Origin of the sequence: Erwinia sp. Leaf53 (genome assembly GCF_001422605.1) — a bacterium.
Classification (GTDB): Bacteria; Pseudomonadota; Gammaproteobacteria; order Enterobacterales; family Enterobacteriaceae; genus Erwinia.
This window is the reverse complement of sequence record NZ_LMLK01000001.1, coordinates 301,974-326,570: the sequence shown is the minus strand read 5'-3', so window position 1 is coordinate 326,570 and position 24,597 is coordinate 301,974. Positions and strand designations below refer to the sequence as shown.

Here is a 24,597-nt window from a genome sequence, read left to right as displayed (position 1 = left end):
GGTTTTTTCCTCAGGCGCTCATCGGCAGGCGCAGGGTGATGCGCGTATAGCGCTCCGGCTCGCAGCTGACGCTGATGCCGCAGTCGTCGCCAAAGCGGCCGCGCAGGCGCTTGTCGACCAGGCTCATACCGAGGCCACTGCCGTCCGCGCCGGGTAGATAGAGTCCGGCATTATCCTCGACGGTCAGCAGCAGATGTTCACCCTCGGTGCGGGCGTCAATGGCGATCACCCCGGTCCCCAGCAGCTGTGAAGTACCGTGCTTGATGGCGTTCTCGACGATCGGCTGCAGGGTGAATGCGGGCAGCCGCAGCTGCGCCAGTGACTCCGGTACCCGCAGATCGACCCGCAGCTGCGAACGGAAGCGGGCCAGCTCAATCTGCAGATAGGCGTTAACGTGCTCCAGCTCGTTGGCCAGCGTCACCACGTCGCCCGGTCGCTTGAGGTTTTTGCGGAAAAAGGTCGACAGATACTGCACCAGCTGCGCGGCCTGCGTGCTGTCATGACGGATCACCGCCACCAGCGTATTCAGCGCGTTAAACAGGAAGTGCGGATTGACCTGCGCGTGCAGCAGCTTGATCTCCGACTGCACCAGCAGCGCCTTCTGCCGCTCAAACTGCCCGGCAAGGATCTGCGCCGACAGCAGCTGCGCGATGCCTTCGCCCAGCGTGCGGTTGATCGAGCTGAACAGCCGGTTACGCGGCTCATAGAGCTTGATAGTGCCGATCACCCGCTGATTTTCACCGCGCAGCGGGATCACCAGCGTCGAACCCAGCTTGCAGTTATCATGCAGCGAACAGCGGTAAGGCACCTCGTTACCGTCGGCGTAGACCACCTCACCGCTCTCAATCGCCCGCCAGGTATAATCCGAGGCGATCGGCGTGCCGGGCAGGTGATGATCGTCACCGGTGCCGGTAAAGGCCAGCAGCTTGTCGCGATCGGTGATCGCCACCGCGCCGATATCCAGTTCGCGATAAAGCACCTGCGCCACCTTCATGCTGTTCTCTTCGTTAAACCCCTGGCGCAGGATCCCCTCGGTTTCTGCCGCCAGCCTCAGCGCGGTGGCCGAGAAGGCCGAGGTGTATTTCTCAAACATCGCCCGCTTGTCGAGCAGGATGCGCATAAACATCGCCGCGCCGACGGTATTGGCGACCATCATCGGCGCGGCGATGTTTTTCACCAGGTGCAGCGCGTCCTGATACGGGCGGGCGATCAGCAGAATAATCGCCATCTGCACCAGTTCCGCCACCAGCGTCACGCCGCCGGCGGTCAGCGGGCTGAACACCCGGTCGGGGCGGCCGCGTTTAAGCAGGTAACTGTGCAACAGGCCGCCGAGCAGCCCTTCGGTAAAGGTGGAAAGCATACAGCTCAGCGCGGTCATCCCGCCCAGCGAATAGCGGTGCAGGCCGCCGGTCAGCCCCACCAGCCCGCCGACCACCGGCCCGCCAAGCAGGCCGCCCATCACCGCGCCGATGGCGCGGGTATTGGCAATCGAGTCTTCGATATGCAGGCCGAAATAGGTACCGAGAATGCAGAAGATTGAGAAGGTGACATAGCACAGCAGCTTGTGCGGCAGGCGGACGGTCACCTGCATCAGCGGGATAAACAGCCGGGTTTTGCTCATCAGCCAGGCGATCACCAGGAACACGCACATCTGCTGCAGCAGCTGTAACACCAGAGTAAAATCGACCATCCTGCCTGCCCGTTCGCCCGTATTGCGGGCACCCTACTCTGTTACGCCGCCGGTTTCAGCGCGCTGATCTTAAAAACGCGATCTGGCGCGCATTTTTCTGCTGAAGCCCGCTCTCCGTTCACCGGCCCCCTGGCGGTTATATCAGGGACCGGACAGACGGACGAGTTAAGAGTCAGGCGAGTTAACAGGCGGTCAGGCAGTCAGGCAGTCAGGCAGTCAGGCAGTCAGGCAGTCAGGCAGTCAGGCAGTCAGGCAGTCAGGCAGTCAGGCAGGCTAAGTCACATCAGCCTGCACTGGCTATCTGTACTATGCGTCACCCTGTGCCGATATCCCCAGCGGCTGCACCACCGGGTTACCGGCCCGGTCATGCAGGATCTCGACTTCGACGCCGTAAGTGTCACCGATCAGCTGCGCGTTAATCACTTCGCGCGGCCGCCCCGCGGCCTGCAGCTGACCACCGGCCACCACCAGCAGGTTGTCCGCGTACTGGCAGGCGAGGTTGAGATCGTGCAGCACAATCACCGTTACCCAGTTGCGCGCGCGGGTTTCGCGCCGCACCAGGTTGAGCAGCGCCAGCTGATGTTTAAGATCCAGCGCGCTGACCGGTTCATCCAGCAGCATCACCTCAGGCTCACGCATCATCACCTGGGCAAACAGCACCATCTGCCGCTGTCCACCGCTGAGCGAAGCGATATCGCGTTCGGCCAGATGACCGATCCCGGCCTGCTCAAGCCGCTGCATCGCCGCGTCCAGCGTCTCGTCATCGATATGCAGCGACAGCCTGCCCAACCGCCCGAGCACCACCACCTCCAGCACCGTCAGGCCGATATCCGCCGTGCTGTCCTGCGGCAGGTAGGCGATGCCGTCGCGCCACTGCTGCAGCGTTTTTCCGCGCGGCTTGCCGGCGGTTAACTCGCGTTCTCCACAGCGGATCGTACCGGTCGCCAGCGGCAGCTCGCCAAACAGCGCGCCGAGCAGCGTGGTTTTTCCGGTGCCGTTGGGGCCGATAATCACGTGGATCTGCCCGGCGGCCAGCGACGTGCTAAGGCCATTGATAATGGTGCGGCCACCGCGCTGCACCTGAATGCCGTTGAGCGCGATCATAAGGCACTCCTGCGCGGGGCGAAGATCAGCCACAGTAAAAACGGCACGCCAACGATCGCCGTAACAATGCCAACCGGGAACAGCGCGCCGGGCACGATCGATTTCGACAGCACCGACGCCGCCGACAACATCATCGCGCCGCTCAGCACCGACATCGGCAGCGAGAAGCGCTGATCTTCACCGACCACCATGCGCGCAATGTGCGGCGCCACCAGGCCGATAAAGCCGATCACCCCGACGAAGCTGGTGGCGGTGGCGGTCATTACCGCCACGATCACCAGCACCTTCATGCGCAGGCGGCGCACGTTCACCCCGAGGCTGCGCGCGCGGGTTTCGCCCATGCGCAGCGCCGCCAGCTGCCACGAGTCGGCCAGCAGCAGCAGGCAGCAGACCAGCGTCACTATCGTGGTAAGGAGCAGCGTCGGCCAGGTGGCCTTGGTCAGGCTGCCGAACAGCCAGAACAGGATCTGTTGTGACAGCTCCGGCGCGGAGAGAAACTGGATCAGCGACAGCAGCGACTGGAACAGGAACAGCAGCGCGATGCCGCCGAGAATAATGGTTTCAGTGCGCACCCGGCGCATCGAGGCCAGCATAAACAGGAACAGCGCGGCGATCATTGAAAACAGAAACGCGCCGATCGGCACGGCGAACATCGGGTTCAGTCCGAAACCGCCAAACGCCAGGCTGAGCGCGGCACCAAAACCGGCCGCGGCCGCCATTCCCAGCGTGTAGGGGCTGGCCATCGGGTTATTCAGCAGGGTTTGCATCTGCGCGCCGCCGGCACCCAGCGCCGCGCCGACCACCAGCGCCATCAGCGCCATCGGCAGCCGCAGTTCACGCACGATGGCGTCGGTCATCGCCGCACGTTCACCCAGCCCGGTCAGCGAGCGGATCACCTCAGAGGGTGAGAGCATCGACGGGCCGGTGGCGATATCAAACACCAGGCTGACCGCCGTAATCAGTAAAAACAGCAGCACGTAACGCCAGCGCTTACGTTCGCGCGCGCGATGCGCGGCAATGGCGTTGCGGCTGGCAGAGGGAATAGTCATGGTGGTATCCAGAAAATCACGCGCCGCCGCAGCAGCGCGATCGAAACGATCGGTGAGGTGCCGGACGGCCCGCCAGCGCAGCGGCGGGCCGCCGGGGGGCATCGTTACTTAACGCCGACCACAAAGGTACCTTCCGGGGTGACCGGCAGGTATTTTTTGTAGTAGTTAAGGTAGTTAGCCAGCGGATCGACGTCCTTGAACTGCTCAGGGTAGAGCTGTTTGGCCATATACTGCACCATCGCGAAGTCAGACAGGGTACGGGACGCGCCCTGATAGACGCCGTACACCTTGCCGTTTTTCACCGCCGGCAGTCCGCTCCAGCCGGCACGCTGCTCAAAGCCCTTCAGCTTCGCGCGCGCGTCGTCAATTTTTACCCCCTGCCCCATCGGCAGCGCATTGGGGTTGGCATTGTTCTCACGCCCGGCGATGAAAATAGCGTCCGGCTGTGAGGCCAGCACCTGCTCAGGGTTCAGCGGCCCCCACCACTCAACAAACGGCGTGGCGATATTGTTGCCGCCGGCCGCGGTGGCCATCGCGCCCCACATGTTCTTGCCGTAGGTGAAGGAGTACTCTTCCGGGCCTTTATTGCCAAACTCGACGTACACCTTCGGCTGCGGCTTGCCGGAGGCCTTAACGCGATCGGCCACCTGTTTCAACGACGCCGCATAAAGATCGGCGATTTCCGTCGCCCGCGCGTCCTGCCCGGTCAGCGTGCCCAGCACGCGGGCGGAGGCCACGTGGCGCTCAACGGTCTGCGCGTTAAAGTCGACCACCGCGATCGGAATGCCCTGCTTCTCGATACGCTTGATATCGGCACCCAGCGCCTGATACTGCCAGTCGGCGAGGATCAGCAGGTCCGGGTTAAGGCTCAGCACCTTCTCCACCGAGAAGTTCTGCGCCTCTACTTCGCCCACGTCAGGAATGTCTTTCAGCGACGGGTGGTGCGCCACGTGCATCGCCCAGTTAGCCGGCACCCAGCCTTCCCACGCTTCACGCGACAGGCCAACCACCGAATCAAAGGCTTTCTCACCGCCCACGGCCATATAATCTTCAAAGTAGAAACCCAGCACCACGCGCTTGGCAGGCAGGTCGACCTTCACCTGACGGCCGATGACGTCGGTCAGGGTTTTGATTTCAGCCAGGGCTGAGGTGGCGGTTGCCAGCAGGGCAAGCGCCAGCGCACCGGCAACAGCACGGCGTTTAAAGACAGATGAGGACATTGTTTTTTTCCCGAGGTAAGAGAGTCAAATCAGACCGGCTAAATTTAAATGATAATCACTCAACATTGATACATTTATTTACATTACCTGACGATTTCATGGCAAAGGCTCCACATTTGCCGTTTTTTTTGCGCGAACCACCTGCCGCTCACGCGCCGTTCTGCCTTTGGGCAACGCGTTGTGCGACAGCAGGGACGGGAATCAAGTAAACTCAAGGGTACTACGGACATGACTGACGTATCGCCAACGCCATGCGCCTGCGCCCGCCGCCTGATCCACTGCACAAGGAACCCGCAATCATGTTGCCACGCTTATCCCCGCTCTCTACGCTGCTGCCGCTGCTTGCCTGCGCGCTCAGCGCACCGACCGCTGCCGCACAGGCCATCGATATTCAGGACGAGCGGGTGCTGCTTTCACCACCGGAAATCAGCGTGCGTAACGGTACGCTCTACTACGATGGCCAGATTATTACCGGCTCGGCAGACAAGGTGATTGACCAGCTAAAGATGCGGCGGGTGGAGAAGATCTCCCTCAACAGCATCGGCGGCGACGTCGTGGAAGCGATGAAATTAGGCCGTGAGATCCACAAGCGCGGCGTTGACGTTGAGGTGAGAAACGTCTGTGCGTCCGCCTGCGCCAGCTACCTGTTCCCCGCAGGCAAAAACAAATATATTGGCCAGAACAGCTACCTGCTGTGGCACGGCAGCCTGCACAGCCCGGCCAGCGAGATCGCGATGGAAAACAGCGAAGACGGGATGACGGCGCAGAAGTTTGTCACACAGCCCGAATTTATCGCGCTGGCACAACAGGAGAGCCAGTTTTACCAGACGATCGGCGTCAGCGAAAAGATCGCTTATTGCCCACAGCTGCTGGCGGATTACCGGCAGAAATTCCCGGAGAAGTGGTTCTCCTGGTCGCAGGCGGAGCTGGCACGTTTCGGCGTTAAGTCCGTCTACTGGACCACCAGCGCCGCCCGCTGGCAGCGTGAGATGAGCGCGCGCGGGGTAATTTTTGCCGGGGCCTGTGGATGAATGGCGAGCAGAGTCTGAACCGCCATCGATAGCCTGAACAGGGACGAAAAAAAACCGACTTTACCGTCGGTTTTTTTTCGTTACCTGAGCATTCTCGTTGTCGCAATACACTTTACTAAGCCTTATAAGGCCTCAACGCAAACTGAATTAAGGCAAGGTAACCAGCCTGCCCTAATCCGCCCCATTTTCAGGTTGGTAGCCCTGCAACGGAACAATACCTGCTGTATCACTAAGCCAGATAATGTTATCACCCCCTGCCCTGCGGTCAATAAGCAACCGCCTGAAAAACGCACAATATGTGGTTCGAGCTTAAGCTTCGAATGCTTATAATCGCGAAGCTTAATGATTACACGAAGCTGTCTCTGGCAGGTTGCTGAAAAGGATTTGAAAATTTCCCGGTCGGAAACAGATGGTGCTGCCCGGTTTGCCTTAACCTGCAGAGTGCCTGTTGTTTCACTAAGCCAGAAACGCGCCGCGAGGGAAAACCCAAAGGCATAAGCGGCGGGTGGTGCTCTGTTCAGATAAGGAGCGCACCGGTGATACTGCTGGGAAGCATTCTGCTGATACTGCAAATTCTGCACGTCAGCCTTAGCATTATCGTTGTCGCAAGACAACTTGCCGCAAGACCGTAAGGAGCAGCGGTAACCTGAATCAAGGCGGGGTTTCACCACCCGCCTTTTTTCGTGGCAGCCCGTTAACAGCCGCAGCTTTACCGGCACCCAGCGTAAAGAAGCGCAAATTTCGTCACTTTACGTTATGAACCAGGCTAGGATCCGCGGGTGTACAACAACTGAGGACAATTTTCTTTCCGCACCGACGAGAAGCAACAACGCGGATAAGTTGTAAATTATATGGATACTTTGTTCAGAAACGAACGCTTCTGCTTTACCTCAACACGCACCTTCAGCGCCCTCATTACCGGTGAACAACACTGGCGTAACGCACTTTAGTCCTGCTCTTCCGCCTGCGGCATAACGCATTTCTGCGTGGCTTTGCCGACTCTGTTTTCTGCTTTCAGCCCCGTAGCCTCGCGCAAACGGTGGGCTGGCGCACGATGATGACTCTCTTGTGGAAGAGATATTATGCGTTACTGGTTCCTGCTGGCTCTGGCCATTGCTTTTGAAATTACCGGCACCCTGTCGATGAAATGGGCAGATGTAAATGACCACCACGGCGGCTATCTGCTGATGCTGGTGATGATCGCCCTGTCCTATATTTTCCTCTCCTTTTCTGTAAAAAAAATCGCTCTCGGCGTGGCTTACGCCATGTGGGAAGGGGTGGGGATCCTGTTTATTACCCTGTTCAGCGTGCTGTTGTTTGATGAGTCCGTATCACTGATGAAAGTCGCCGGACTGGCCACGCTGATAGCCGGTATCGCCCTGATTAAAACGGGCACCCGCAGTAAAACCCCACGAGCCGCACAGACGCAGGCAGGGGGGCATCATGCAGGCGTTTGAATGGGTACATGCTCTCTGGCTGCTGGTGGCCATTCTGCTTGAAATTGCCGCCAATATCCTGCTAAAACTGTCGAACGGCTTTAAACGTAAGGCTTACGGCGTACTCTCCCTGCTGGGCGTGCTGGCCGCATTCAGCGCATTATCGCAGGCCGTGAAAGGCATCGATCTTGCGGTTGCCTACGCCCTGTGGGGTGGCTTCGGCCTGATAGCGACGATTGCAGCGGGCTGGGTGATGTTTAGTCAGCGCCTGAACCGCAAAGGCTGGCTGGGTCTGCTGTTGCTGCTGGCCGGAATGGTGATGATTAAGCTGGCCTGAGCAGAAATGAGGGCGAAAAAAAACCGACGATGACGTCGGTTTTTTATCTCTTTTAGCGATTGGTAGCCGCATAAAGAATCGTACCACCTGAAGTGTGAAGCCATGAAATCGTATCACGTCAACAGGTAAGGTCAATGTCACTCAGTACAGAATACGCACGATTTGCAGGTTATCACATCCCTTTCCCCCATTATAATCAGCCTGCTCACAGCAGTATCAGGTTACCTCTTGCCGGTAGCTGAAAGGACTCATCCCTGGTTTTTCCCAACCGGTAACAGATGGTGCTGCCCGGTTTGCCTGAACCTAAAAGAGTGCCACCTGAATGTGAAGCAGAAATGCGTCGTGAGGGAAAACCCAAAGGCATTAACGGCGTGTGGTGCTCTGGCTGGATAAGGAGCGCACCGGTGATACTGCTGGGAAGCATTCTGCTGATACTGCAAATTCTGCACATCAGCCTTAGCATTATCGTTGTCATCAGACAACTTGCCGCAAGACCCTAAGGGGTAACGGCAACCTGAAGCAAGGCGGGGCTAACCACCCTGCCTTTTTTCGTTCTGCCAGAACGCTGATTATTGTGTATCTGCGCCAGCCAGCCCACATTGATGCATAAATTTCGCCCTTTCAGCCACTGGCAAAGAGAGTGTAAAACCGGTACTTTGTACTTTTGTACTAGCTACAAGGATCAACATGAATATCGGTAACTCCCTCGACGAACTCCGCCGGCAAATCGACACCCTTGATAGTGAACTGGTGAAACTGATCGCGAAACGCGCGACCTGTGTTAAGGCGGCGGCCGCCTTTAAAAAAGACAGCGCTGCCGTGCGCGCGCCGGACCGCGTGCAGCAGGTGGTGGATAAGGTTCGCCTGCAGGCCAGTGAGCAGGGGCTGCCGCCGGAGATTGCAGAAAGCGTCTGGCGGGCGATGATTGGCGCATTTATCGACTATGAACTGCAACAGCATCAGCAGCTCACCGTCGGTAAGTCCGGCTGATAACCAGCAGTATCTGACACCACAGCGTAATTTGCCGCCTCGCTCACAATTCCCATACACGATTCGGTAATCTCATTGCCTTTCCCCCTCTGCCGCTATAGAACTGTGGGCAGGCGTGTCACTGGTATCAACCAGGCAAGACCTGAAGCTCCCTTAAACCGGGGCTTCAGGTCTTTTTTTTTGGGAAAAATAAGGGGTGTCAGATGAGCTATCTGGAAACGGCACAAACAATAATTAACCTGGTTGGCGGTGTGAATAACATCGAACATATCGAGCACTGTTCAACCCGGCTGCGGCTGAGCCTGGTGGATAACGCGCGGGTCAACCAGCCAGCGCTGGAAAAAGTGCCGGGCGTGCTGGGCGTGCGGGTCAACGTCCAGTGTCAGGTTATCATCGGCAAAGAGGTGATTGAGATCTACGAGGCGGTGCGCCAGCTGGCAGAAGGCCGCCAGCCTGACGCGGCCAGACCCGGCGCACGTCGCCAGTGGGGGCCGTATCTGATTGACTTTGTGATCAGCATTTTCCAGCCGCTGATCCCGGCGATTGCCGGCGGCGGCGTGCTGAAATCGCTGCTGCTGCTGCTCGACGTAATGGGCTGGCTGACCCGCGATAACTCCACCTGGAAGGTGCTCGACGCCATCGGCTCCGCCCCGCTCTACTTCCTGCCGATTCTGGTGGCGATCACCACCGCCACCAAACTGCGGGTTAATATTCTGGTGGCGGTCTCGGCGGTGTCGGTGCTGGTGCTGCCGGCGATGTCGAAACAGCTGGCGGAGGGGGCACAGTTCCTGTCGTTCGATCTGCTGAATATCGCCTACGCCTCGCAGGTGTTCCCGGCGATCCTCTGCGTGCTGTTCTACGCCCAGACCGAGAAGTTCTTTAACCGCTACTCGCCGTCGGCGCTGCGGGTGTTCCTGTCACCGATGCTGTCGCTGCTGGTCACCGTACCGGTGACGCTGCTGCTGCTCGGCCCACTCGGCTTTGAACTGGGTTCCGGCATGGCCACGGTGATCCTCTGGCTGTACGGCAAGCTGGGCTTTGTCGCCACCGCGCTGCTGGCTGCCGTGCTGCCATTTATGGTCGCCTCCGGTATGCACAAGCCGATGATCCCCTACGCCGTGGCTTCGATGTCGCAGTTCGGCCGCGAGATGCTCTACCTGCCCGCGTCGCTGGCGCACAATATTGCCGAAGCGGCCACCTGCTTTGCCATCTACTTTAAAAGCCGCGACAGGGTGAAAAAGTCCACCGCGCTGTCGGCCGGTCTCTCCGCGCTGTGCGGCATTACCGAACCGGCGCTGTACGGCATTACGCTGCTGAATAAGAAGGCGCTGTATGCGGTGATTATCGGCAGCGTGATCGGCGGCGGCTTTATCGGCTGGATGGCGGTAGAAGCGTTTGCGCTGGTTGGCCCGGGCCTCGCCAGCATCTCAATGTTCGTCTCACCGACCAATCCGGCCAATATTCTCTGGGCGCTGGCCGGTGCCGGGCTGGCCTTTGTGGTGACCTTTGTTGTCACCCTGGCGATCTGGCATGAGGAGCCGCAGGCAACCGCCACCACGCCGACGCGGGTCAACGCGTTCGATCTCAACAGCCCGGCGGAGGGCAAGGTGATCCCGCTCTCCTCGGTCAACGATGAGGTGTTCTCTGCCGGTATTATGGGTGACGGCATCGGCGTTATCCCCACGCACGGATCGCTGTATGCTCCGGCGGACGGCACCATCAGCAGCCTGTTTGAGAGCGGCCATGCGCTCAGTATGCTCACCGACAGCGGAGCTGAGATTATTTTCCACATTGGCATTGATACCATCAAGATGGAAGGCCGCAACTTCTGGCCTGAAGTCACTGAAAATCAGCACGTTAAAGCCGGCGATCTGCTGGTCAGGTTTGACCTTGAAGCGATTACTGCCGCCGGCTTCGATCCGGTGGTGGTGATGGTCGTCACCAACAGCGACCGCTTCGAGGTGCTCTCCCCTTCGTCCGACGCTGCCGTCGGCACTCATCACGTGATGACCTTAAAGGAGTCAGTATGAAACAGAATATCCCGGTATTTCCGCAGAACTTTTTATGGGGCGCGGCCATCGCCGCTAACCAGGCGGAAGGCGCCTGGAACGTGGCGGGCAAAGGCCCGTCCGTAGCCGATGCGATTGCGCATAAGCCGAATATGGACGTAAAGGACTACAGCGGCCATATGGCGCTGAGCGACGAAAATATTCAGGATGCGCTGAACGGCCTGAACGATGAGAAATACCCAAAACGTCGCGGCATCGACTTCTATCATCGTTATAAAGAGGATCTGGCGCTGTTTGCTGAGATGGGTACCAAAGTGCTGCGCGTCTCCATCGCCTGGTCACGCATCTTCCCCTCCGGTGAAGAGGCGCAGCCGAACGAAGCCGGCCTGCAGTTTTATGACGATCTGTTTAGCGAGATGCGTAAGCACAACATTGAGCCGCTGGTCACCCTCTCCCACTACGAGATGCCGCTGATCCTCAGCGAAAAGTACAACGGCTGGGTGCACCGTAACGTGGTCGATGCCTTCGTCCGTTACTGCAACGTCTGCTTCCATCGTTATAAAGACCTTGTGCGTTACTGGCTGACCTTCAACGAGATCGACAGCATCCATCGCCACCCGTTTACCACCGCCGGGATCCGCGAAGAGAAGTGCGCACCGGGCCATGCCCGGCAGGATATCTATCAGGGCCTGCACCACCAGTTTGTCGCCTCGGCGCTGGTCACCCGCGACTGCCACGCGATTATTCCGGGCAGCCAGGTAGGCTGCATGCTGACCAAACTGACCACCTATGCGCGCACCTGTCACCCGGATGATGTGCAGGCAACGCTGAAGAAAAATCTGGAAAACTACTTCTACGCCGACGTGCAGGTAAACGGCGCCTACCCGCCGCTGATCCTGCGTGACCTGGAGCTGCGCGGCATCCGTCTTGAGATGCAGCCGGACGATCTGGATATTCTGCGCAACCACACCGTCGACTTCGTCTCCTTCAGCTACTACATGTCGCTGACCGAATCGACGCAGCCGGACGCCGAGCGCATCCCGGGCAACACCGTGCTGGGGGTAAAAAACCCCTACCTGCCGGCGTCCGAATGGGGCTGGCAGATCGACCCGGTCGGGCTGAAGATCTCCCTGCTGGAGCTGTATGACCGTTACCAGAAGCCGTTGTTTATCGTGGAGAACGGCCTCGGCTCGCGCGACGAAGTGGTGGACGGAAAAATCCACGACGGCTACCGCATTGACTACTTCAGATCACACTTCGAGCAAATGCTGGCGGCGATCCACGAAGGCGTTGAGCTGATGGGCTTTACCAGCTGGGGAACAATTGACATTATCAGTGCCGGTACTTCACAGATGTCCAAGCGTTACGGATTTATCTATGTTGATCAGGATGATGAAGGCCACGGCTCGCTTGCCCGCCTGCGTAAAGACTCATTCTGGTGGTATCAGAAAGTGATCGCCACCAACGGCAGCGATCTCAGTTAAGTCATCAGGCCGCGGGAAACGCATGTGATAAGAGTTAAGAAGTCGCTGAATAACAGTATGCTGCTGGTTGAACAGGAGGGTCGCGAGATGATCCTGTTTGGCAAAGGCCTCGGCTTTGGCACCAAACCCGGTGCGCTGGTTGACGCCAGTCATATCGAGCAGGTGTTTATTCCGCTGGAGAGCTACAAAGCGCAGCACTTTCTTTCTCTGACCGACAGCGTGCCGGCGGCCTTTTTTGACGTTACCCACGACATCATCGCCGTGGCACAGCCGCAGTACGCTGAGAAGCTGAACAGCGTGCTGCTGTTCACGCTGGCCGAACACCTGTTCTTCGCCGTTGAGCGCAGTAAAAGCGGCATGAACGTGGTGAACAAACTGAGCTGGGAAGTGAAACGCTACTACCCGCGCGAGTATGAACTGGGCCTGCGTGCCACGGCGCTGGTGAACCAGCGCTTTCGCATCACCCTGCCCGACGACGAAGCGGTGCATATCGCCTTTCACCTGATTAACGCCTCAGGTGAGAGCGACAACGGCGACGCCCATCAGCAGGTCCAGCTGGTGAACCGCATTGCCGAAATCGTTCGCTACAAGCTGAACCGCAACCTGGATATCACCACCATCAACTACAACCGCTTTATCACCCATCTGCGCTACTTTGCCGAACGGGTGCTGGCGGGCAAGATCGTCAGTCGCAACGGGGATGATTTCTATCAGGAAATGGTGCGCTTTCACCCACAGGCGATGCAGGTCGCCTGGGCTGTGCGTGACTACGTTGAAGAGAAGCACCAGCTGGTGCTGCCCAACGACGAGCTGACCTGGCTGAGCATTCATATCAGCCGGCTGGCGCAGGGCGAGGTGGAGTAATCAGTAACCAACAGAGCCTGAACGGATGGCACTATCATTCGTTTCAGCGGTTTCCGACTCCCTTGTGACCGGCTGTACGTTCTCACATCGTCGTTGTAACGCACCGACGGCACAGCAATAATCAGCAAATGCCGTATCTTCCTGTGATTCCCCTCCCTGCGTGTCTGATGAAAGGAAGCATAATGACAGTCACCCTGCGGGCCTTATGCTGGCTGACGGCCGCAGCGTTCAGCAACAGCGTCTGCGCCCTCTCTCCGGTCCTGCTCAAACAGGGAATAAATCCTCTGGATATCAATGATGACGGGCGACAGGATTATGTCGTGGTCGCGCAATTCGATAACAACACTTCCCACCCTAATCTTGGTTTGACCTTCTTCGTCGATCGCGGCGACGGCGGCCTCAGCATTATGCCGGTGGCAAACAGCGAGCGGTTTACGTGGTTTGACTACCGCCTGTCGGCGGACGCGGAGTTTCTGGTCGAGGATAATCAGCTGTTTCGCCGCGGCAACACTTTCTGGCTGATCAACGCAGAGAAAAAGGGCGAGAGCCCTTATGACCGCAACCCGTTCCAGCTCTCCTACTATCGGTTTACCCAGTCCGATGACGATCCGGGCGTCCCGCTTTATCAGTGGTCACTGATGAAAAAGACGATCACCCAAAACAGCTACGACTCCGCCACTCAGGCCTGGGCCGAGGTGGATGAGCGGGATCTGCAGCCGTGAAATTGAAGGAAAGCGAGCTGCCGGATAAATAAAAGCCCCGAACTACGGGGCTGCGGGGCTGTTGGCTGGATATTTTTCAGATCGGCGTTGACGGCGTAGCGCAGGCTCATCTGATTTTGCTACCTTACAGCGCGGCAGCCGTGGGTGAATGCTTCGGCCTGCTTCCATCAGCGAGGCGGGGATCCCCTCCGCCCGCGCGGGGAAATAATGGCAGAGGGTTGAGTGGAAATAACAGCAAAAAAGGCAACGTCAATCGGGCTGATTGCTATCGTCCTGTGGAGCGCCATCGTCGGGCTGATCCGCAGCGTCAGCGAAGGGCTGGGGGCGATTGGCGGGGCGGCGATGATCTACAGCCTGGCATCGCTGGTGCTGCTGCTGACCCTTGGTTTTCCCAAAGTAAAAACCTTCCCGCGCGCCTACCTGATTACCGGCAGCCTGCTGTTTGTCTGCTACGAGCTGTGCCTGTCGCTGTCGCTGGGCTTCGCCAGCACCGGCACCCAGGCGATCGAAGTCGGTATGGTTAACTACCTGTGGCCGGGCATGACCATTCTGCTGTCGGTGATCGTTACCAGGCAGAGATGCAGCCTGCTGATTATTCCCGGCATGCTGGTATCGATCGCCGGCATCTGCCTGGTGCTGGCCGGCGACCGTGCATTCTCCTTCAGCGAAATTGCGGCCAGCGTCGCCTCCAATCCGCTCAGCTACGGGCTGGCGTTTAGCGGCGCGGCGATCTGGGCAATCTACTGCGTGGTGACTAAAAAGATTGCCAACGGCAGCAACGGCATCACCCTGTTCTTTATCCTGACGGCGCTGACGCTGTGGGTGAAATTCCTCGCCGCGCCGCAGCCGGAAATGGTCTTTACTCTGCGGGTGGGGGTGAACCTGCTGCTGGGCGCGATGGCGATGGGCTTCGGCTACGCGGCCTGGAACATCGGGATCCTGCACGGTCACGTTACGCTGCTGGCCACCGCCTCCTACTTTATTCCGGTGATCTCGGCGATGCTGGCGGCGGTGATGCTCAACGCCAGCCTGTCGGTCAGCTTCTGGCAGGGTGCCGCGATGGTCAGCCTCGGCTCGCTGCTGTGCTGGTGGTCAACCCGTCAGCGATAATAAATGGCAATATGCTGGCCGTTAATCTGCTCGATGCTGACCAGTACAGCCGCCCCGCCCGGGGCGGCGAACATTAATTCCGCTGCTCGATCACCCCATACCAGCCCAGCCCGTCATAACTCTCGTAGCCCGGGGTCAGCGCGAAGGAGACGGTTCGTCCTTCATCCGGCTGAAAGAAACCACTGCTGCGCCCGTCGGTGTGCAGCGGAAACCGCTCGCCCAGCCTGGCGCTGGCATCGCTGCTGGCCAGGATCCGGTGGTGCGAATCGAGGATCATACAGCGCGTGCGCGACCACTCCTCCTCACTGAGCCGCACCCCGCTGACCACGGCCGTGGCCTGCGGTGCCCAGTCAAAGAAAATCATCAGCGCCCCGATTGGCTTGCCGTGCGCCTCCCCCTGCTCACGGATCGCCGTGGCGTAGGTTGCCACCGACGCATTGTGCAGCTGTGGCAGCTCTGCCACATCGCTGCTTACATAGTCATCGCCGCTGCGGGTCGCCATCGCCTCACTGAATGCCGCCAGATGGCGAACGTTTTGCCCGCTGACTGGATAGCGATCGCCCCGTCCGTTAGCCAGTACGTTGCCCGCAGCATCGGCGATCCAGATATCCAGGTAAACGGTATAGCTGCTGAGGATCACCGCCAGCCGGCGGGCGGCATGCTGACAGGCCGCCGCGTCCGCCGCGCTGACGCAGGCAACCACTGCCGCATCGGTCGCCCACCAGCGCACGTCGCAGGAGCGTTCGTACAGGTTACGATCGATAATGTCGATGGTATTCAGCGCCAGATCGACACAGCGCTGCCCCTGATGATCCCGTAAGCGGGCAATCATGCTGTCACCCAGCGCCGTCAGCTCAGAGAGCGCTCCCGCCAGCTCTTTGTTCAGGCTGGTGGTAATATCCGCGATAACGCCAGAGACGTGTTTCACCTGATTCGCCACCACGGCGAAGCCGCGTCCGGCCTCACCCGCGCGGGCTGCCTCAATCAGCGCATTCAGCGCCAGAAAGGTGGTTTCGCGGTTGATATCATTAATATCGGCAATTTTACCTTCAGCCATTTTGCGAATGTGTTTACTCAGATCGACGATCTCATGCGGATTGGACATCGTTATCAGGGGTCTCCGGCCAGGTGATAGGCGTATCGGCTACCGCCACCGGCAGCACGTCACAAAGCACAAAGTGTAGGGTGGGAAAGTGCGTGCTGTCACCAGCCTGTAACAGACGAAATCACTAATTTGACTTAATTTTCATGACGTTAAGCATAAGCAATTGAATCGCAAACCTTTAGCCAGCCATAGGAAAATATGATGACCACCGCCTGTCACCGCGCCTGGTTATGGTCCTACCACTTCGCTAAAAAACTGTACCCTGCCCGCAAAAAAGCAAAATAGTCGCGTCGAAGATTGTTTTTAAATAACAAAATATTAACCATATGTGCAGCAGGCAGGCTGAATCCCTGAACGGTCCTACCAGTTATCAGTCGGGTGACTCCTCTGCGCAAGCCCCCTCCCGCTTCTTCAGGCCAGCAGGTGAAGACCATGAACATCCCAGTACCACCGGCCGCGCTCTCGTTGTCGGCCCGGCTCAGAGAGCAGATCCAGCAGCTTGAGCTGGCGCCCGGCGCACGCCTGCCTGCCGAGCGTCGGCTGGCGGAAGTGCTCGGGGTATCGCGTTCGTCGCTGCGCGAGGCGCTGCGCACGCTGATTGCCGAAGGCGTACTCTACAGCCGCCACGGCGGCGGTACCTGGCTTTGCGAAACGGACGACAGCGCACGCTGGTCACAGCAGCGTATCGTACAGCCGCTGAAGGCGCTTGTGGCGGGCGACCCCAGCTACCGTGACGATATTCTTGAAGCGCGTCACGCCATTGAGGCCAGCACCGCCTGGTATGCGGCGCTGCGTGCCACCGAAGAGGATAAGCAGAAGCTGCAGGGCTGTTTTGATGCCCTCTGCCAGCAGGAAAGCCGCTCCGAAGAGATGGCTGCCCAGGCCGACGTGCGTTTTCACCTGGCGATCGCCGAGGCCTCACACAACGTGGTGTTACTGCAGACCATGCGCGGCTTTTTCGATCTGCTGCAAACTTCGGTGGCGCACAGCCGCCAGCGGATGTACAGCGCCCCGGACATCCACGCCCGGCTGACCGAACAGCACGCTGAACTGCTGCAGGCGATCCTCGCGGGCGATGCCGAACGCGCGCGCCGCGCAGCACAGCAGCACCTCGGATTTGTGCACGCCACGCTGAAGACGCTGCAGGAAAATGCGGCCCGGCAGGAGCGTATTTCGCGCCTGCCGGGCGACGAAGATAAGTGGATAAAGGAAGAAAACCGATGATCATTTCAGCCGGCAGCGACTACCGCGCCGCCGCCAGACGCATACTGCCACCGTTTCTGTTTCACTACATTGACGGCGGTGCCTACAACGAGCATACGCTGCGCCGCAACGTCGATGACCTGGCGCAGATCGCGCTGAAGCAGCGGGTGCTGAACGATATGTCTGAGCTGGACCTGCGGACCAGGCTGTTTAACGAAGAACTGTCGATGCCGGTGGCGCTGGCCCCGGTCGGCCTGTGCGGCATGTATGCCCGCCGTGGCGAAGTGCAGGCGGCACGGGCAGCTTCGGCGAAAGGCATCCCCTTCACCCTCTCCACCGTCTCGGTGTGCCCGATTGAAGAGGTCGCCCCGGCGATGGACCGGCCGATGTGGTTCCAGCTCTACGTGCTGAAGGATCGCGGCTTTATGCGCAACGTGCTGGAACGCGCCAAAGCGGCCGGCTGCTCCACGCTGGTGTTTACCGTGGATATGCCGGTTCCGGGTGCCCGCTACCGCGACGCGCACTCCGGCATGAGCGGCCCGAACGCGGCGCTGCGACGCTACCTGCAGGCGGTCACTCATCCGCAGTGGGCATGGGACGTCGGCCTGCACGGCAAGCCGCACGACCTCGGCAATATCTCCGCCTACCTCGGCAAACCCACCGGGCTGGAGGACTATATCGGCTACCTGGCGAAGAACTTCGATCCGTCAATCAGCTGGTCCGATCTGGAGTGGATCCGCGAAGCCTGGGACGGCCCGATGGTGATCAAAGGCATTCTCGACGCCGATGACGCCCGCGATGCGGTGCGCTTCGGCGCCGACGGCATCGTGGTCTCTAACCACGGTGGCCGCCAGCTGGACGGCGTGCTCTCCAGCGCCCGCGCCCTGCCGCGCATCGCCGATGCGGTCAAAGGCGATATCACCATTCTGGCCGACAGCGGCATCCGCAACGGGCTGGACGTGGTGCGGATGATCGCGCTGGGCGCGGACAGCGTGCTGCTGGGCCGCGCGTACCTCTATGCGCTGGCTACCGCCGGGCAGGCGGGCGTGGCGAATCTGTTAAGCCTGGTGGAAAAAGAGATGCGCGTAGCGATGACCCTGACCGGTGCCAAAAATATCGCCGCCATCTCACGCGATGCGCTGGTCGACGGTGGGCTGGCGTAATACCGCGCCGCTGGCCTGCGCCAACACCGTTGAGCGGCAGGCCACGTCCAGCCGCTCAACGGGCATCCCTCTCCCCCGGCAGCCGCAGGGATTAAGCCGTTCAGGCGGAAATCCGGGGGCTGAAGGAGGCAGACAGCCATCTGCGCGGTGTTACCGGTACAGCGACAGATTCCCCGTCAGGCGGGTAATCTTCTTTTTCGGTCCGATCAGGCCGATCGCCACCAGCGCGATCTGCGGGCTGCTGACCGACGAGATACGCTCGCCGTACTCGTCATAGGTTTTGCACGACTGCGCCAGCGCGCTGAACGGCATCACGTATATCTCGTCATCCTGCTGCGCCGTCTGCAGCAACGCCTGCAGATAGCTCCCTTCCGCCCTCAGCACCGGCAGTGGGGCATAAATCACCCCCGGATAGCTGACCCCGTCTGCGCTGTGCAGATCCGGCCCCACCAGATTATCCACCGTGCGGCCGAAGCTGATGCCGATCACGCTGGCGGCATTCATCGCCAGCCCCGGAGCAAGCTGGGCGTCCACCACGATGGTACAGCGTTGTTGCGTTGCATCAAATTTCATCATCATTCCTGTTCTAATGTGCCGTCGGAGCAATAGTATCGCCCGTTCCACCTGGAAAAGGTGGTCTGAATTGCTTGTAAAAACAGTAAAAAAGGGCAAAATTTACCTGATAACCGCCATCAAAAGACAGGAAATGACCTGATGACCTTAAGCCCCAGTGAGATGCACATTCTCACCCTGCTACAGAACGACGCGCGCATCACCAATCAGGCGCTGGCCGACGAAATCGGCCTGTCCGCCTCGCCCTGCTGGCGCAAAGTGCGCAGGCTGGAGGAGGAGGAGGTGATTCAGGGCTACCGTGCGGTGCTGAATCGCCGCAAAATCGGGCTGGGCGTGATGGTGTTTGTGCGGGTGAGCATCGACAGCCACAGCGAAGCCGATGCGAAAAAGTTCGAACAGCAGGTGACCGCGCTGGATAACGTAGTGGCCTGCTACAGCATCGGCGGCGATGCCGACTTCCTGCTGCAGGTGGTGTCACGGGATCTCGACGCCTTTGCGGAGTTTTCCATGACGGTGATCCGCCGCCTGCCAGGTATAAAAGAGATGCAAAGTATGTTTGTACTGAAGGAAATTAAGCCGCTGGTGGGCTATCCGTTACAAAAATCACGCTGAACCCTTAGCGATGACGAACAGCACCGCTTACCTGTTAGCGGCAGAAGGGCCGATCTCTGGCCGTAAAAGATTAATTTTTTCACACCATACTTTTTTTCCGGTTAGCGACGGAAGTTGCGGGACTCTGCCGCGCCAATAACGTCCTGTTGCGCGGTTCAACGCTGCAATTCAGCCGCGAGAAGGGTGCGTCAGGCGGGCATCTGTTCACCTGCCCGTCGACCCCCTCCCCTCTTTTGACCTGTGAATAGTCTTAAATTTAAGGAGAAACCTGTAACCTAAGTATATTCTTAAAAACTCTGCAACCTGCGGTAATTAAAACAAAACCGTCACGCGTGACGCTGATATTTCCCCTCAAAGTAAACCCTTATTACAAAATCAAATCATTCAGTTCCTTAATGCTAATTGACTGGCTAAAAATTTGTCTTAAGATGAGAGCTGTCTCCTCGCTGAATCTGGCGTTACGTAACGTATCCCGGTAAAGCAGTGCCTGACGTACTGGCTGTAAAACGGGCTTCAGACCTGTTGCAACAGCGCCTCTCTTCAGCACGGCGACAGATAAGTAAGGCTTGATAATTAGTGTGTTATAGGTCGTTATATGGGAAATGAGGGGTAAGTACTTTTACCTTTGGTTTTCCCATGCATCTCTGTTTACATTTACCGGGGAAAATGAAATGGGTGACATCGTCCTTATGAGCATGGCATTCATGCTCATTGCAGTCTCTGCATACAGCTTGATTTCATATATTCGCGACAGAAGAAACTCTTCTTTCCCGAAGAAAAAAAGATAATCCCCTGTTTTACTGGCGGGCTATCCACTTTCCGGCGAGCCATCTGGCTCGCCGGAGATGACGCCATTATTAAGATAAATCTGTAGTCCGCCACTGACAACAAAGGGAGATATGTCTTATTCCCCCAGGAATAATTTAACGTATTATTGACCCATAGCAGCGAAATCCAGTGAGTACCTGATGGCTAAATACTAGGATTAATCGCATACCAATCACGTTAAATAGACCGGGTATCATTATGAATGACTATTTCCTTATTAGCATGGCGACTTTACTGATTGCGGTCTCCGTCTGGAGCCTTCACTCGTGGCTGCACGATGTTAAAAAGAAGTCCTTACCCAGGACCAGGCGCTAATTGAGCACCTGCCGGTCAACACCCGGCGGCCTTTACTGCCGCCAGCCCGTCCCGCCTCCTTTTGTTCCTGCCTTTTTACCGCTTGTTAGCGTTATGCTCTCTCTTCGGCCATTCTGAGCCCTCAGCCTACGACCGGCAGCCTGCTGCACCCACCATCGCGGTGAACATTCAGCCCCCTGTCCCGAAAGCATCATGACAAATGAGCGCCGCACGACGGTCAACTCAAGCCTGAATTTTTCAGATTGCGTCCTTTTTAGCAGCCGTGTCACTATCAGCCCTGATCAGAATCCGCCGTTTTGACGGTGGAGCAAGCGATGATTTCACGTTACCGATTGAGAGTAAAACGATGTCACAAAGCTTCAGCAGGCGCGTCCACTTCTACTACTGCATCCTGGTTGCGCTCAGGATGTATGGCAAAAAGCAGCCGGGGAACGCCAGGGGGAAGAATAATTTCCTGCTGAAATGGTTGCGTAACGCCGAGAACGGTAACCTGTTTCCGCCAGAAATCAGCAGTGAAATCACGTGGCTGCGCGGCAAAATCATCAGCGCCGGCCCCGACGCCAATCTGGAACCGATGCTCGATTATGTTTACCGGACCGCACGCCGGGCAGAGGGGATGAAGGATCGCTAAAATACCCCAGAGCACATACCCGGCATGACGTCGTTTTACCGTCAGCGGGTCAGCTCTCGTCTTCAACTTCAACAGCAGCACTGCGGCAAGGTAGTGATTCGCGTCTCAACCTTATGAGGTAGCGGATGGACTAATCAGGCTATTTATCAAGATTTAGCGGAATGATTGCCAGCGCCATCTGAAGTAGGCTTTCCATTGACCAGTTTACTTTCACAATGGACATGCCATGAACCAGAGCCCAACCCGGTTAGCTCCCCCTGCCCTGCAGCTGAGTGTAATAATCGGCATGCTGGAGCATCTTAGCGATCCCTGGGGGATCAAAGATGCGCAGTCTCGTCATCTGTATATGAACAAAGCGGCCTGTCTGTACACCGCTACGCCCGCAGGTTTCAGCCTGGAAGGCAGGCTGGACGGCGAGTTTCCCGCCGCCTGGGCCGAGTGCGAAGACGACTTTATCGAACACGATCGCCGCGCGCTGGCCGCTCAGGGGCGCGTGGCGGTGATCGAGACCCACTACTGGTTCGGGCTGCCGGAGCTAACCCCCTGTATCAGCGAGAAGATCCCACTGTTTGACAACGACGGTAAATTTATTGGCGTCGTCTGGAACGCCCGTCGGCTGAATACGCTGTCGCCGCTCAGGTACATCGATAAGCAAAAACCCAGCGTACTGACCACCGAAGCCGGCAGCACGCTGTTCACCCGCAGCGAACTCGATACCTTGTTCCTGTTACTGCAACGTTGCACAACCAAAGAGATTGCCAGGGCATATGGCCTCAGCCATCGCACCGTGGAAGATCGCGTTTACAACCTCTACCAGAAGGCGGGCGTACATAGCCTGCGCCAGTTCGAAGAGTATTGCCGTGAGGCAGGTCTGGATAACTACATCCCCCCGCGCCTGCTGGAAAAAGGAATTCAGTTTATCTGACCACAAGGAGCCCTCTGATGCAGATCGAAGATTATCCCCTCAGCCGTGTGCCGCCTGACCGGCGCGTCTCTTTTCTCAGCGTGGCGGTGGTGCATATGGGTATGCTCACCGCGCTGGACCAGTTTATGCTCGGCGCGGTGCTGGGCAACGGCATGAGCATTGCCAGTGCGCTGATGGCGATCCTGGCCGGCAGCGTTATTTTTGGCGCGATCACCTTCGGGCTGGGTTACGCCGGGATGAAAGAGGGGTTGTCCGGCAGCCTGCTGGCGCGCTGGTGTGGTTTTGGTCGCGTGGGATCGATCCTGATTGGTCTGATCGTCGCCATCAGCCTGCTCGGCTGGTTCGGCGTGCAAAATGCGATCTTTGCCCGCTCGCTGAACTTCGCGCTGGGCGGCGGCCCGGGCTTCGCGCTATCGGCCACCCTCTCCGGGCTGCTGCTGACACTGCTGGTAGCGTTTGGCTTTAAGGCGTTACGCTTTACCGCGCGCATCGCCGTGCCGCTGTTTGTTGGCCTGGTCGCGCTGATTGCCTGGCAAACGCTGTCCGGCCAGCAGGTGCCGCCGCTGCTCAACGTGGCAGACAGCGTCACGCCCCTGACCATTAGCGCCGCGGTCACCCTGGTGGTCGGCGGGGCCATCGTCGCCAGCCTGATGACGCCGGACCTGACGCGCTACTCGCGCAGTACAAGGCACGTGGCGGGAACGGTGCTGCTCACCATTATCGCCGGAGAGTTCGTGATTAACGGCCTGGCAATCATGATTTCCCATACGCTGCACACCGCGGATGTGGTCACCATTATGTCGCAGGCGACGGGCGGCATCGGGCTGCTGCTGGTGGTCTTCTCCACCCTGCGCATTAACGACCTCAACCTCTATTCGTCCGCGCTGGGGGTGATTAACGCGGTGGAAGGCCTCTGCGGTAAAAAGCTGCGCTATCGCAGCACCACGCTGGCTATTGGCGTGCTGGGCACGCTGCTGTCGGTGCTGGGGATCCTCGATCGTTTCGTTGATTTCCTGACCCTGCTGGGCGTGGTGTTCCCGCCGATCCTCGGCATTATGCTGGTGGACTATTTCCTGCTGCGCAGCCAGCGGGCGGTGCTGGAAAGCAGCCGCAGGCAGGGTACGTTACCCGGCGATGCTGAAACACCCACCTGCGGCTGGCCAGCCATCGCCGCGACGCTGGCCGGCAGTACGGTGGGCCTACTCTGTGAATGGGGCGTGCCGACGCTCAACGCCCTGGTCAGCGCCTGCCTGCTCTATGCCCTGCAGAAACAGTTCCAGAATCGCGTTAGGCCGGCGGCCTTTACGGGTCACCAGCGCGATCCGTGAGTCAAAGCAGAAGCGCTGCGGGGCCAGCGCGCGCATCATGCCCCGCGTCACCCAGTGGCTGGCGTAGTGATCCGGCAGAAAACCCACGAACTGGCCGGTGAGGATCAGAAACGCGATGCCTTCCCGGTCGCTGGCGCTGGCGCTGCAGTTAAACAGCTGGTGCAGGCCGATGGTTTCGGCGGTCATGCGCGAGCCGGGCGCCACCGCATCCAGCGTCTGCAGCTGCGCGTCGTCCGGCAGGGTAGCGCTGCCGAACAGCGGATGCGTATGGCTGCAGTACAGCGACGATCGCTCGGTGTACAGCGGCTGATAGTCCAGCCCGGAGAGCGGCACGGTCAGCGGCAGCGCCCCCACCTGGATACGCCCGTCCAGCAGCCCGCGCTCAATATCGGCCGGGGTGCTCATGCTCAGATTGATGCGTACCTCCGGCGCCCGGCGGCGCATCTCCGCCAGCGCGTCGGTAATCTGCATCTGCGGCGTGGTCACCAGATTATTGATCAGCGCGATGCTGAACTCACCGCGCAGCTGTTTATGCAGCTGATTGACCTGCTGACGGAAGGATTCCATCGACGCCAGCAGCGTGTCGCTGAGCCGCAGGATCTCCCGCCCCTCATCGGTCAGCGAAAAACCAGCACGGCCACGCTGGCACAGTCGCATGCCGAGACGCTTTTCCAGATCGCTCATGTGCAGGCTGATCGCCGAGCGGGTGATCCCCAGCAGGCTTTCTGCCGCCGAGAAACTGCCGCACTCTGCCACTGTCTTAAACACACGCAATAGTTTCAGATCAAAATCGCTGACCTGACCAAGAGATTTGCCGCTCATTAGGTGAGTAATTCCTTAACTGATGATTAGTTAATCAGTATTTAAC

The 24,597-nt window shown here is 58.7% G+C and carries 22 protein-coding genes and 1 pseudogene; 16 read left to right on the top strand and 7 right to left on the bottom strand.

Translation table 11 applies throughout. The features are described from left to right. Positions 1-10: 10 nt before the first annotated feature. The 4 genes from ASF13_RS01425 to ASF13_RS01410 all read right to left on the bottom strand — a co-directional run bounded on the left by ASF13_RS01425 (position 11) and on the right by ASF13_RS01410 (position 5,063). Positions 11-1,690, bottom strand: coding sequence for a sensor histidine kinase (locus ASF13_RS01425; protein ID WP_056231665.1), 1,680 nt, complete (start codon positions 1,688-1,690; stop codon positions 11-13). A gap of 306 nt (positions 1,691-1,996) precedes the next feature. Further along, on the bottom strand, positions 1,997-2,794 hold the full coding sequence (locus ASF13_RS01420) for an ABC transporter ATP-binding protein (RefSeq protein ID WP_056231663.1): 798 nt from the start codon (positions 2,792-2,794) through the stop codon (positions 1,997-1,999). Beyond that, positions 2,791-3,843 carry an iron ABC transporter permease gene (locus tag ASF13_RS01415; RefSeq protein ID WP_056232325.1) on the bottom strand — a complete coding sequence of 351 codons (1,053 nt, stop codon included), beginning with the start codon at positions 3,841-3,843 and terminating at the stop codon, positions 2,791-2,793. Before ASF13_RS01415 ends, ASF13_RS01420 begins: the two co-directional genes overlap by 4 nt. 104 nt (positions 3,844-3,947) lie before the next feature. After that, positions 3,948-5,063 carry an ABC transporter substrate-binding protein gene (locus tag ASF13_RS01410; protein ID WP_056231661.1) on the bottom strand — a complete coding sequence of 372 codons (1,116 nt, stop codon included), beginning with the start codon at positions 5,061-5,063 and terminating at the stop codon, positions 3,948-3,950. A 299-nt stretch (positions 5,064-5,362) separates the two neighbouring features. Between ASF13_RS01410 and ASF13_RS01405 the strand changes: the two genes are divergently transcribed. The 9 genes from ASF13_RS01405 to yddG all read left to right on the top strand — a co-directional run bounded on the left by ASF13_RS01405 (position 5,363) and on the right by yddG (position 15,046). After that, positions 5,363-6,094, top strand: a complete 732-nt coding sequence (locus ASF13_RS01405; RefSeq protein ID WP_056231659.1) for a hypothetical protein — start codon at positions 5,363-5,365, stop codon at positions 6,092-6,094. Positions 6,095-7,176: 1,082 nt separating this feature from the next. Next, the gene (gene mdtJ, locus ASF13_RS01400) at positions 7,177-7,551 is read left to right on the top strand and encodes a multidrug/spermidine efflux SMR transporter subunit MdtJ (RefSeq protein WP_056231657.1); all 375 of its coding nucleotides are present in this window, start codon (positions 7,177-7,179) and stop codon (positions 7,549-7,551) included. Next, complete coding sequence (gene mdtI / locus ASF13_RS01395) at positions 7,538-7,867, top strand: multidrug/spermidine efflux SMR transporter subunit MdtI (RefSeq protein ID WP_056231656.1); 330 nt, start codon at positions 7,538-7,540, stop codon at positions 7,865-7,867. Before mdtJ ends, mdtI begins: the two co-directional genes overlap by 14 nt. 687 nt (positions 7,868-8,554) lie before the next feature. Further along, the gene (locus tag ASF13_RS01390; protein WP_056231651.1) at positions 8,555-8,857 is read left to right on the top strand and encodes a chorismate mutase; all 303 of its coding nucleotides are present in this window, start codon (positions 8,555-8,557) and stop codon (positions 8,855-8,857) included. A gap of 203 nt (positions 8,858-9,060) precedes the next feature. Continuing rightward, entirely contained in the window at positions 9,061-10,887 is a 1,827-nt protein-coding gene (locus ASF13_RS01385) for a beta-glucoside-specific PTS transporter subunit IIABC (protein ID WP_056231648.1), read from the top strand. Further along, positions 10,884-12,350, top strand: a complete 1,467-nt coding sequence (locus ASF13_RS01380; protein ID WP_056231645.1) for a glycoside hydrolase family 1 protein — start codon at positions 10,884-10,886, stop codon at positions 12,348-12,350. The genes ASF13_RS01385 and ASF13_RS01380 overlap by 4 nt, the downstream gene beginning before the upstream one ends. Positions 12,351-12,374: 24 nt before the next feature. Continuing rightward, positions 12,375-13,214, top strand: a complete 840-nt coding sequence (locus tag ASF13_RS01375) for a PRD domain-containing protein (RefSeq protein ID WP_056231643.1) — start codon at positions 12,375-12,377, stop codon at positions 13,212-13,214. 182 nt (positions 13,215-13,396) lie between these two features. Next, positions 13,397-13,936 (top strand): hypothetical protein, encoded by a 540-nt coding sequence (locus ASF13_RS01370; RefSeq protein WP_056231642.1) that lies wholly within the window; start codon positions 13,397-13,399, stop codon positions 13,934-13,936. A 228-nt stretch (positions 13,937-14,164) separates the two neighbouring features. Then, positions 14,165-15,046, top strand: a complete 882-nt coding sequence (gene yddG, locus ASF13_RS01365; RefSeq protein ID WP_056232322.1) for an aromatic amino acid DMT transporter YddG — start codon at positions 14,165-14,167, stop codon at positions 15,044-15,046. 73 nt (positions 15,047-15,119) lie between these two features. On the opposite strand, the gene ASF13_RS01360 is transcribed toward yddG, so the two are convergent. After that, positions 15,120-16,151: a methyl-accepting chemotaxis protein gene (locus ASF13_RS01360; protein WP_056231640.1), complete on the bottom strand. Its 1,032-nt coding sequence runs from the start codon at positions 16,149-16,151 to the stop codon at positions 15,120-15,122. A 432-nt stretch (positions 16,152-16,583) separates the two neighbouring features. On the opposite strand from ASF13_RS01360, the gene lldR reads away from it, so the two are divergent. After that, positions 16,584-17,375 carry a transcriptional regulator LldR gene (lldR, locus tag ASF13_RS01355; protein ID WP_056231637.1) on the top strand — a complete coding sequence of 264 codons (792 nt, stop codon included), beginning with the start codon at positions 16,584-16,586 and terminating at the stop codon, positions 17,373-17,375. Beyond that, complete coding sequence (gene lldD / locus ASF13_RS01350) at positions 17,372-18,517, top strand: FMN-dependent L-lactate dehydrogenase LldD (protein ID WP_056231635.1); 1,146 nt, start codon at positions 17,372-17,374, stop codon at positions 18,515-18,517. Before lldR ends, lldD begins: the two co-directional genes overlap by 4 nt. Positions 18,518-18,667: 150 nt before the next feature. Here the strand turns inward: lldD and ASF13_RS01345 are convergent, their stop codons facing one another. Next, positions 18,668-19,090: a DUF2000 domain-containing protein gene (locus ASF13_RS01345; RefSeq protein WP_056231633.1), complete on the bottom strand. Its 423-nt coding sequence runs from the start codon at positions 19,088-19,090 to the stop codon at positions 18,668-18,670. 141 nt (positions 19,091-19,231) lie between these two features. Here ASF13_RS01345 and ASF13_RS01340 point away from each other — a divergent pair, with 141 nt between their 5' ends. The 5 genes from ASF13_RS01340 to ASF13_RS01325 all read left to right on the top strand — a co-directional run bounded on the left by ASF13_RS01340 (position 19,232) and on the right by ASF13_RS01325 (position 23,729). After that, positions 19,232-19,702, top strand: a complete 471-nt coding sequence (locus tag ASF13_RS01340; RefSeq protein WP_056231631.1) for an Lrp/AsnC family transcriptional regulator — start codon at positions 19,232-19,234, stop codon at positions 19,700-19,702. A gap of 602 nt (positions 19,703-20,304) precedes the next feature. After that, positions 20,305-20,490 carry a small membrane protein gene (locus ASF13_RS25270; protein ID WP_146005443.1) on the top strand — a complete coding sequence of 62 codons (186 nt, stop codon included), beginning with the start codon at positions 20,305-20,307 and terminating at the stop codon, positions 20,488-20,490. 701 nt (positions 20,491-21,191) lie between these two features. After that, positions 21,192-21,476, top strand: coding sequence for a hypothetical protein (locus ASF13_RS01335; RefSeq protein ID WP_056231628.1), 285 nt, complete (start codon positions 21,192-21,194; stop codon positions 21,474-21,476). 226 nt (positions 21,477-21,702) lie between these two features. Then, positions 21,703-22,401 (top strand): helix-turn-helix transcriptional regulator, encoded by a 699-nt coding sequence (locus tag ASF13_RS01330; RefSeq protein ID WP_056231626.1) that lies wholly within the window; start codon positions 21,703-21,705, stop codon positions 22,399-22,401. Positions 22,402-22,415: 14 nt separating this feature from the next. Further along, a complete protein-coding gene (locus ASF13_RS01325; protein ID WP_056231623.1) occupies positions 22,416-23,729 on the top strand; it encodes a cytosine permease in 1,314 nt (437 codons plus the stop codon). Here the strand turns inward: ASF13_RS01325 and ASF13_RS23105 are convergent. Beyond that, positions 23,658-24,551, bottom strand: a pseudogene (locus ASF13_RS23105) (LysR family transcriptional regulator); the annotation flags it as partial. The gene ASF13_RS01325 and the pseudogene ASF13_RS23105 sit on opposite strands and share 72 nt — an antisense overlap. Positions 24,552-24,597 lie beyond the last annotated feature (46 nt).

Excerpts from the sequence above, each read along its gene's own strand:
- ASF13_RS01425 (WP_056231665.1), bottom strand. The coding sequence starts at position 1,690 with ATGGTCGATTTTACTCTGGTGTTACAGCTGCTGCAGCAGATGTGCGTG.
- ASF13_RS01420 (WP_056231663.1), bottom strand. The coding sequence starts at position 2,794 with ATGATCGCGCTCAACGGCATTCAGGTGCAGCGCGGTGGCCGCACCATT.
- ASF13_RS01415 (WP_056232325.1), bottom strand. The coding sequence starts at position 3,843 with ATGACTATTCCCTCTGCCAGCCGCAACGCCATTGCCGCGCATCGCGCG.
- ASF13_RS01410 (WP_056231661.1), bottom strand. The coding sequence starts at position 5,063 with ATGTCCTCATCTGTCTTTAAACGCCGTGCTGTTGCCGGTGCGCTGGCG.
- ASF13_RS01405 (WP_056231659.1), top strand. The coding sequence starts at position 5,363 with ATGTTGCCACGCTTATCCCCGCTCTCTACGCTGCTGCCGCTGCTTGCC.
- mdtJ (WP_056231657.1), top strand. The coding sequence starts at position 7,177 with ATGCGTTACTGGTTCCTGCTGGCTCTGGCCATTGCTTTTGAAATTACC.
- mdtI (WP_056231656.1), top strand. The coding sequence starts at position 7,538 with ATGCAGGCGTTTGAATGGGTACATGCTCTCTGGCTGCTGGTGGCCATT.
- ASF13_RS01390 (WP_056231651.1), top strand. The coding sequence starts at position 8,555 with ATGAATATCGGTAACTCCCTCGACGAACTCCGCCGGCAAATCGACACC.
- ASF13_RS01385 (WP_056231648.1), top strand. The coding sequence starts at position 9,061 with ATGAGCTATCTGGAAACGGCACAAACAATAATTAACCTGGTTGGCGGT.
- ASF13_RS01380 (WP_056231645.1), top strand. The coding sequence starts at position 10,884 with ATGAAACAGAATATCCCGGTATTTCCGCAGAACTTTTTATGGGGCGCG.
- ASF13_RS01370 (WP_056231642.1), top strand. The coding sequence starts at position 13,397 with ATGACAGTCACCCTGCGGGCCTTATGCTGGCTGACGGCCGCAGCGTTC.
- ASF13_RS01360 (WP_056231640.1), bottom strand. The coding sequence starts at position 16,151 with ATGTCCAATCCGCATGAGATCGTCGATCTGAGTAAACACATTCGCAAA.
- lldR (WP_056231637.1), top strand. The coding sequence starts at position 16,584 with ATGAACATCCCAGTACCACCGGCCGCGCTCTCGTTGTCGGCCCGGCTC.
- lldD (WP_056231635.1), top strand. The coding sequence starts at position 17,372 with ATGATCATTTCAGCCGGCAGCGACTACCGCGCCGCCGCCAGACGCATA.
- ASF13_RS01345 (WP_056231633.1), bottom strand. The coding sequence starts at position 19,090 with ATGAAATTTGATGCAACGCAACAACGCTGTACCATCGTGGTGGACGCC.
- ASF13_RS01340 (WP_056231631.1), top strand. The coding sequence starts at position 19,232 with ATGACCTTAAGCCCCAGTGAGATGCACATTCTCACCCTGCTACAGAAC.
- ASF13_RS25270 (WP_146005443.1), top strand. The coding sequence starts at position 20,305 with ATGAGGGGTAAGTACTTTTACCTTTGGTTTTCCCATGCATCTCTGTTT.
- ASF13_RS01335 (WP_056231628.1), top strand. The coding sequence starts at position 21,192 with ATGTCACAAAGCTTCAGCAGGCGCGTCCACTTCTACTACTGCATCCTG.
- ASF13_RS01330 (WP_056231626.1), top strand. The coding sequence starts at position 21,703 with ATGAACCAGAGCCCAACCCGGTTAGCTCCCCCTGCCCTGCAGCTGAGT.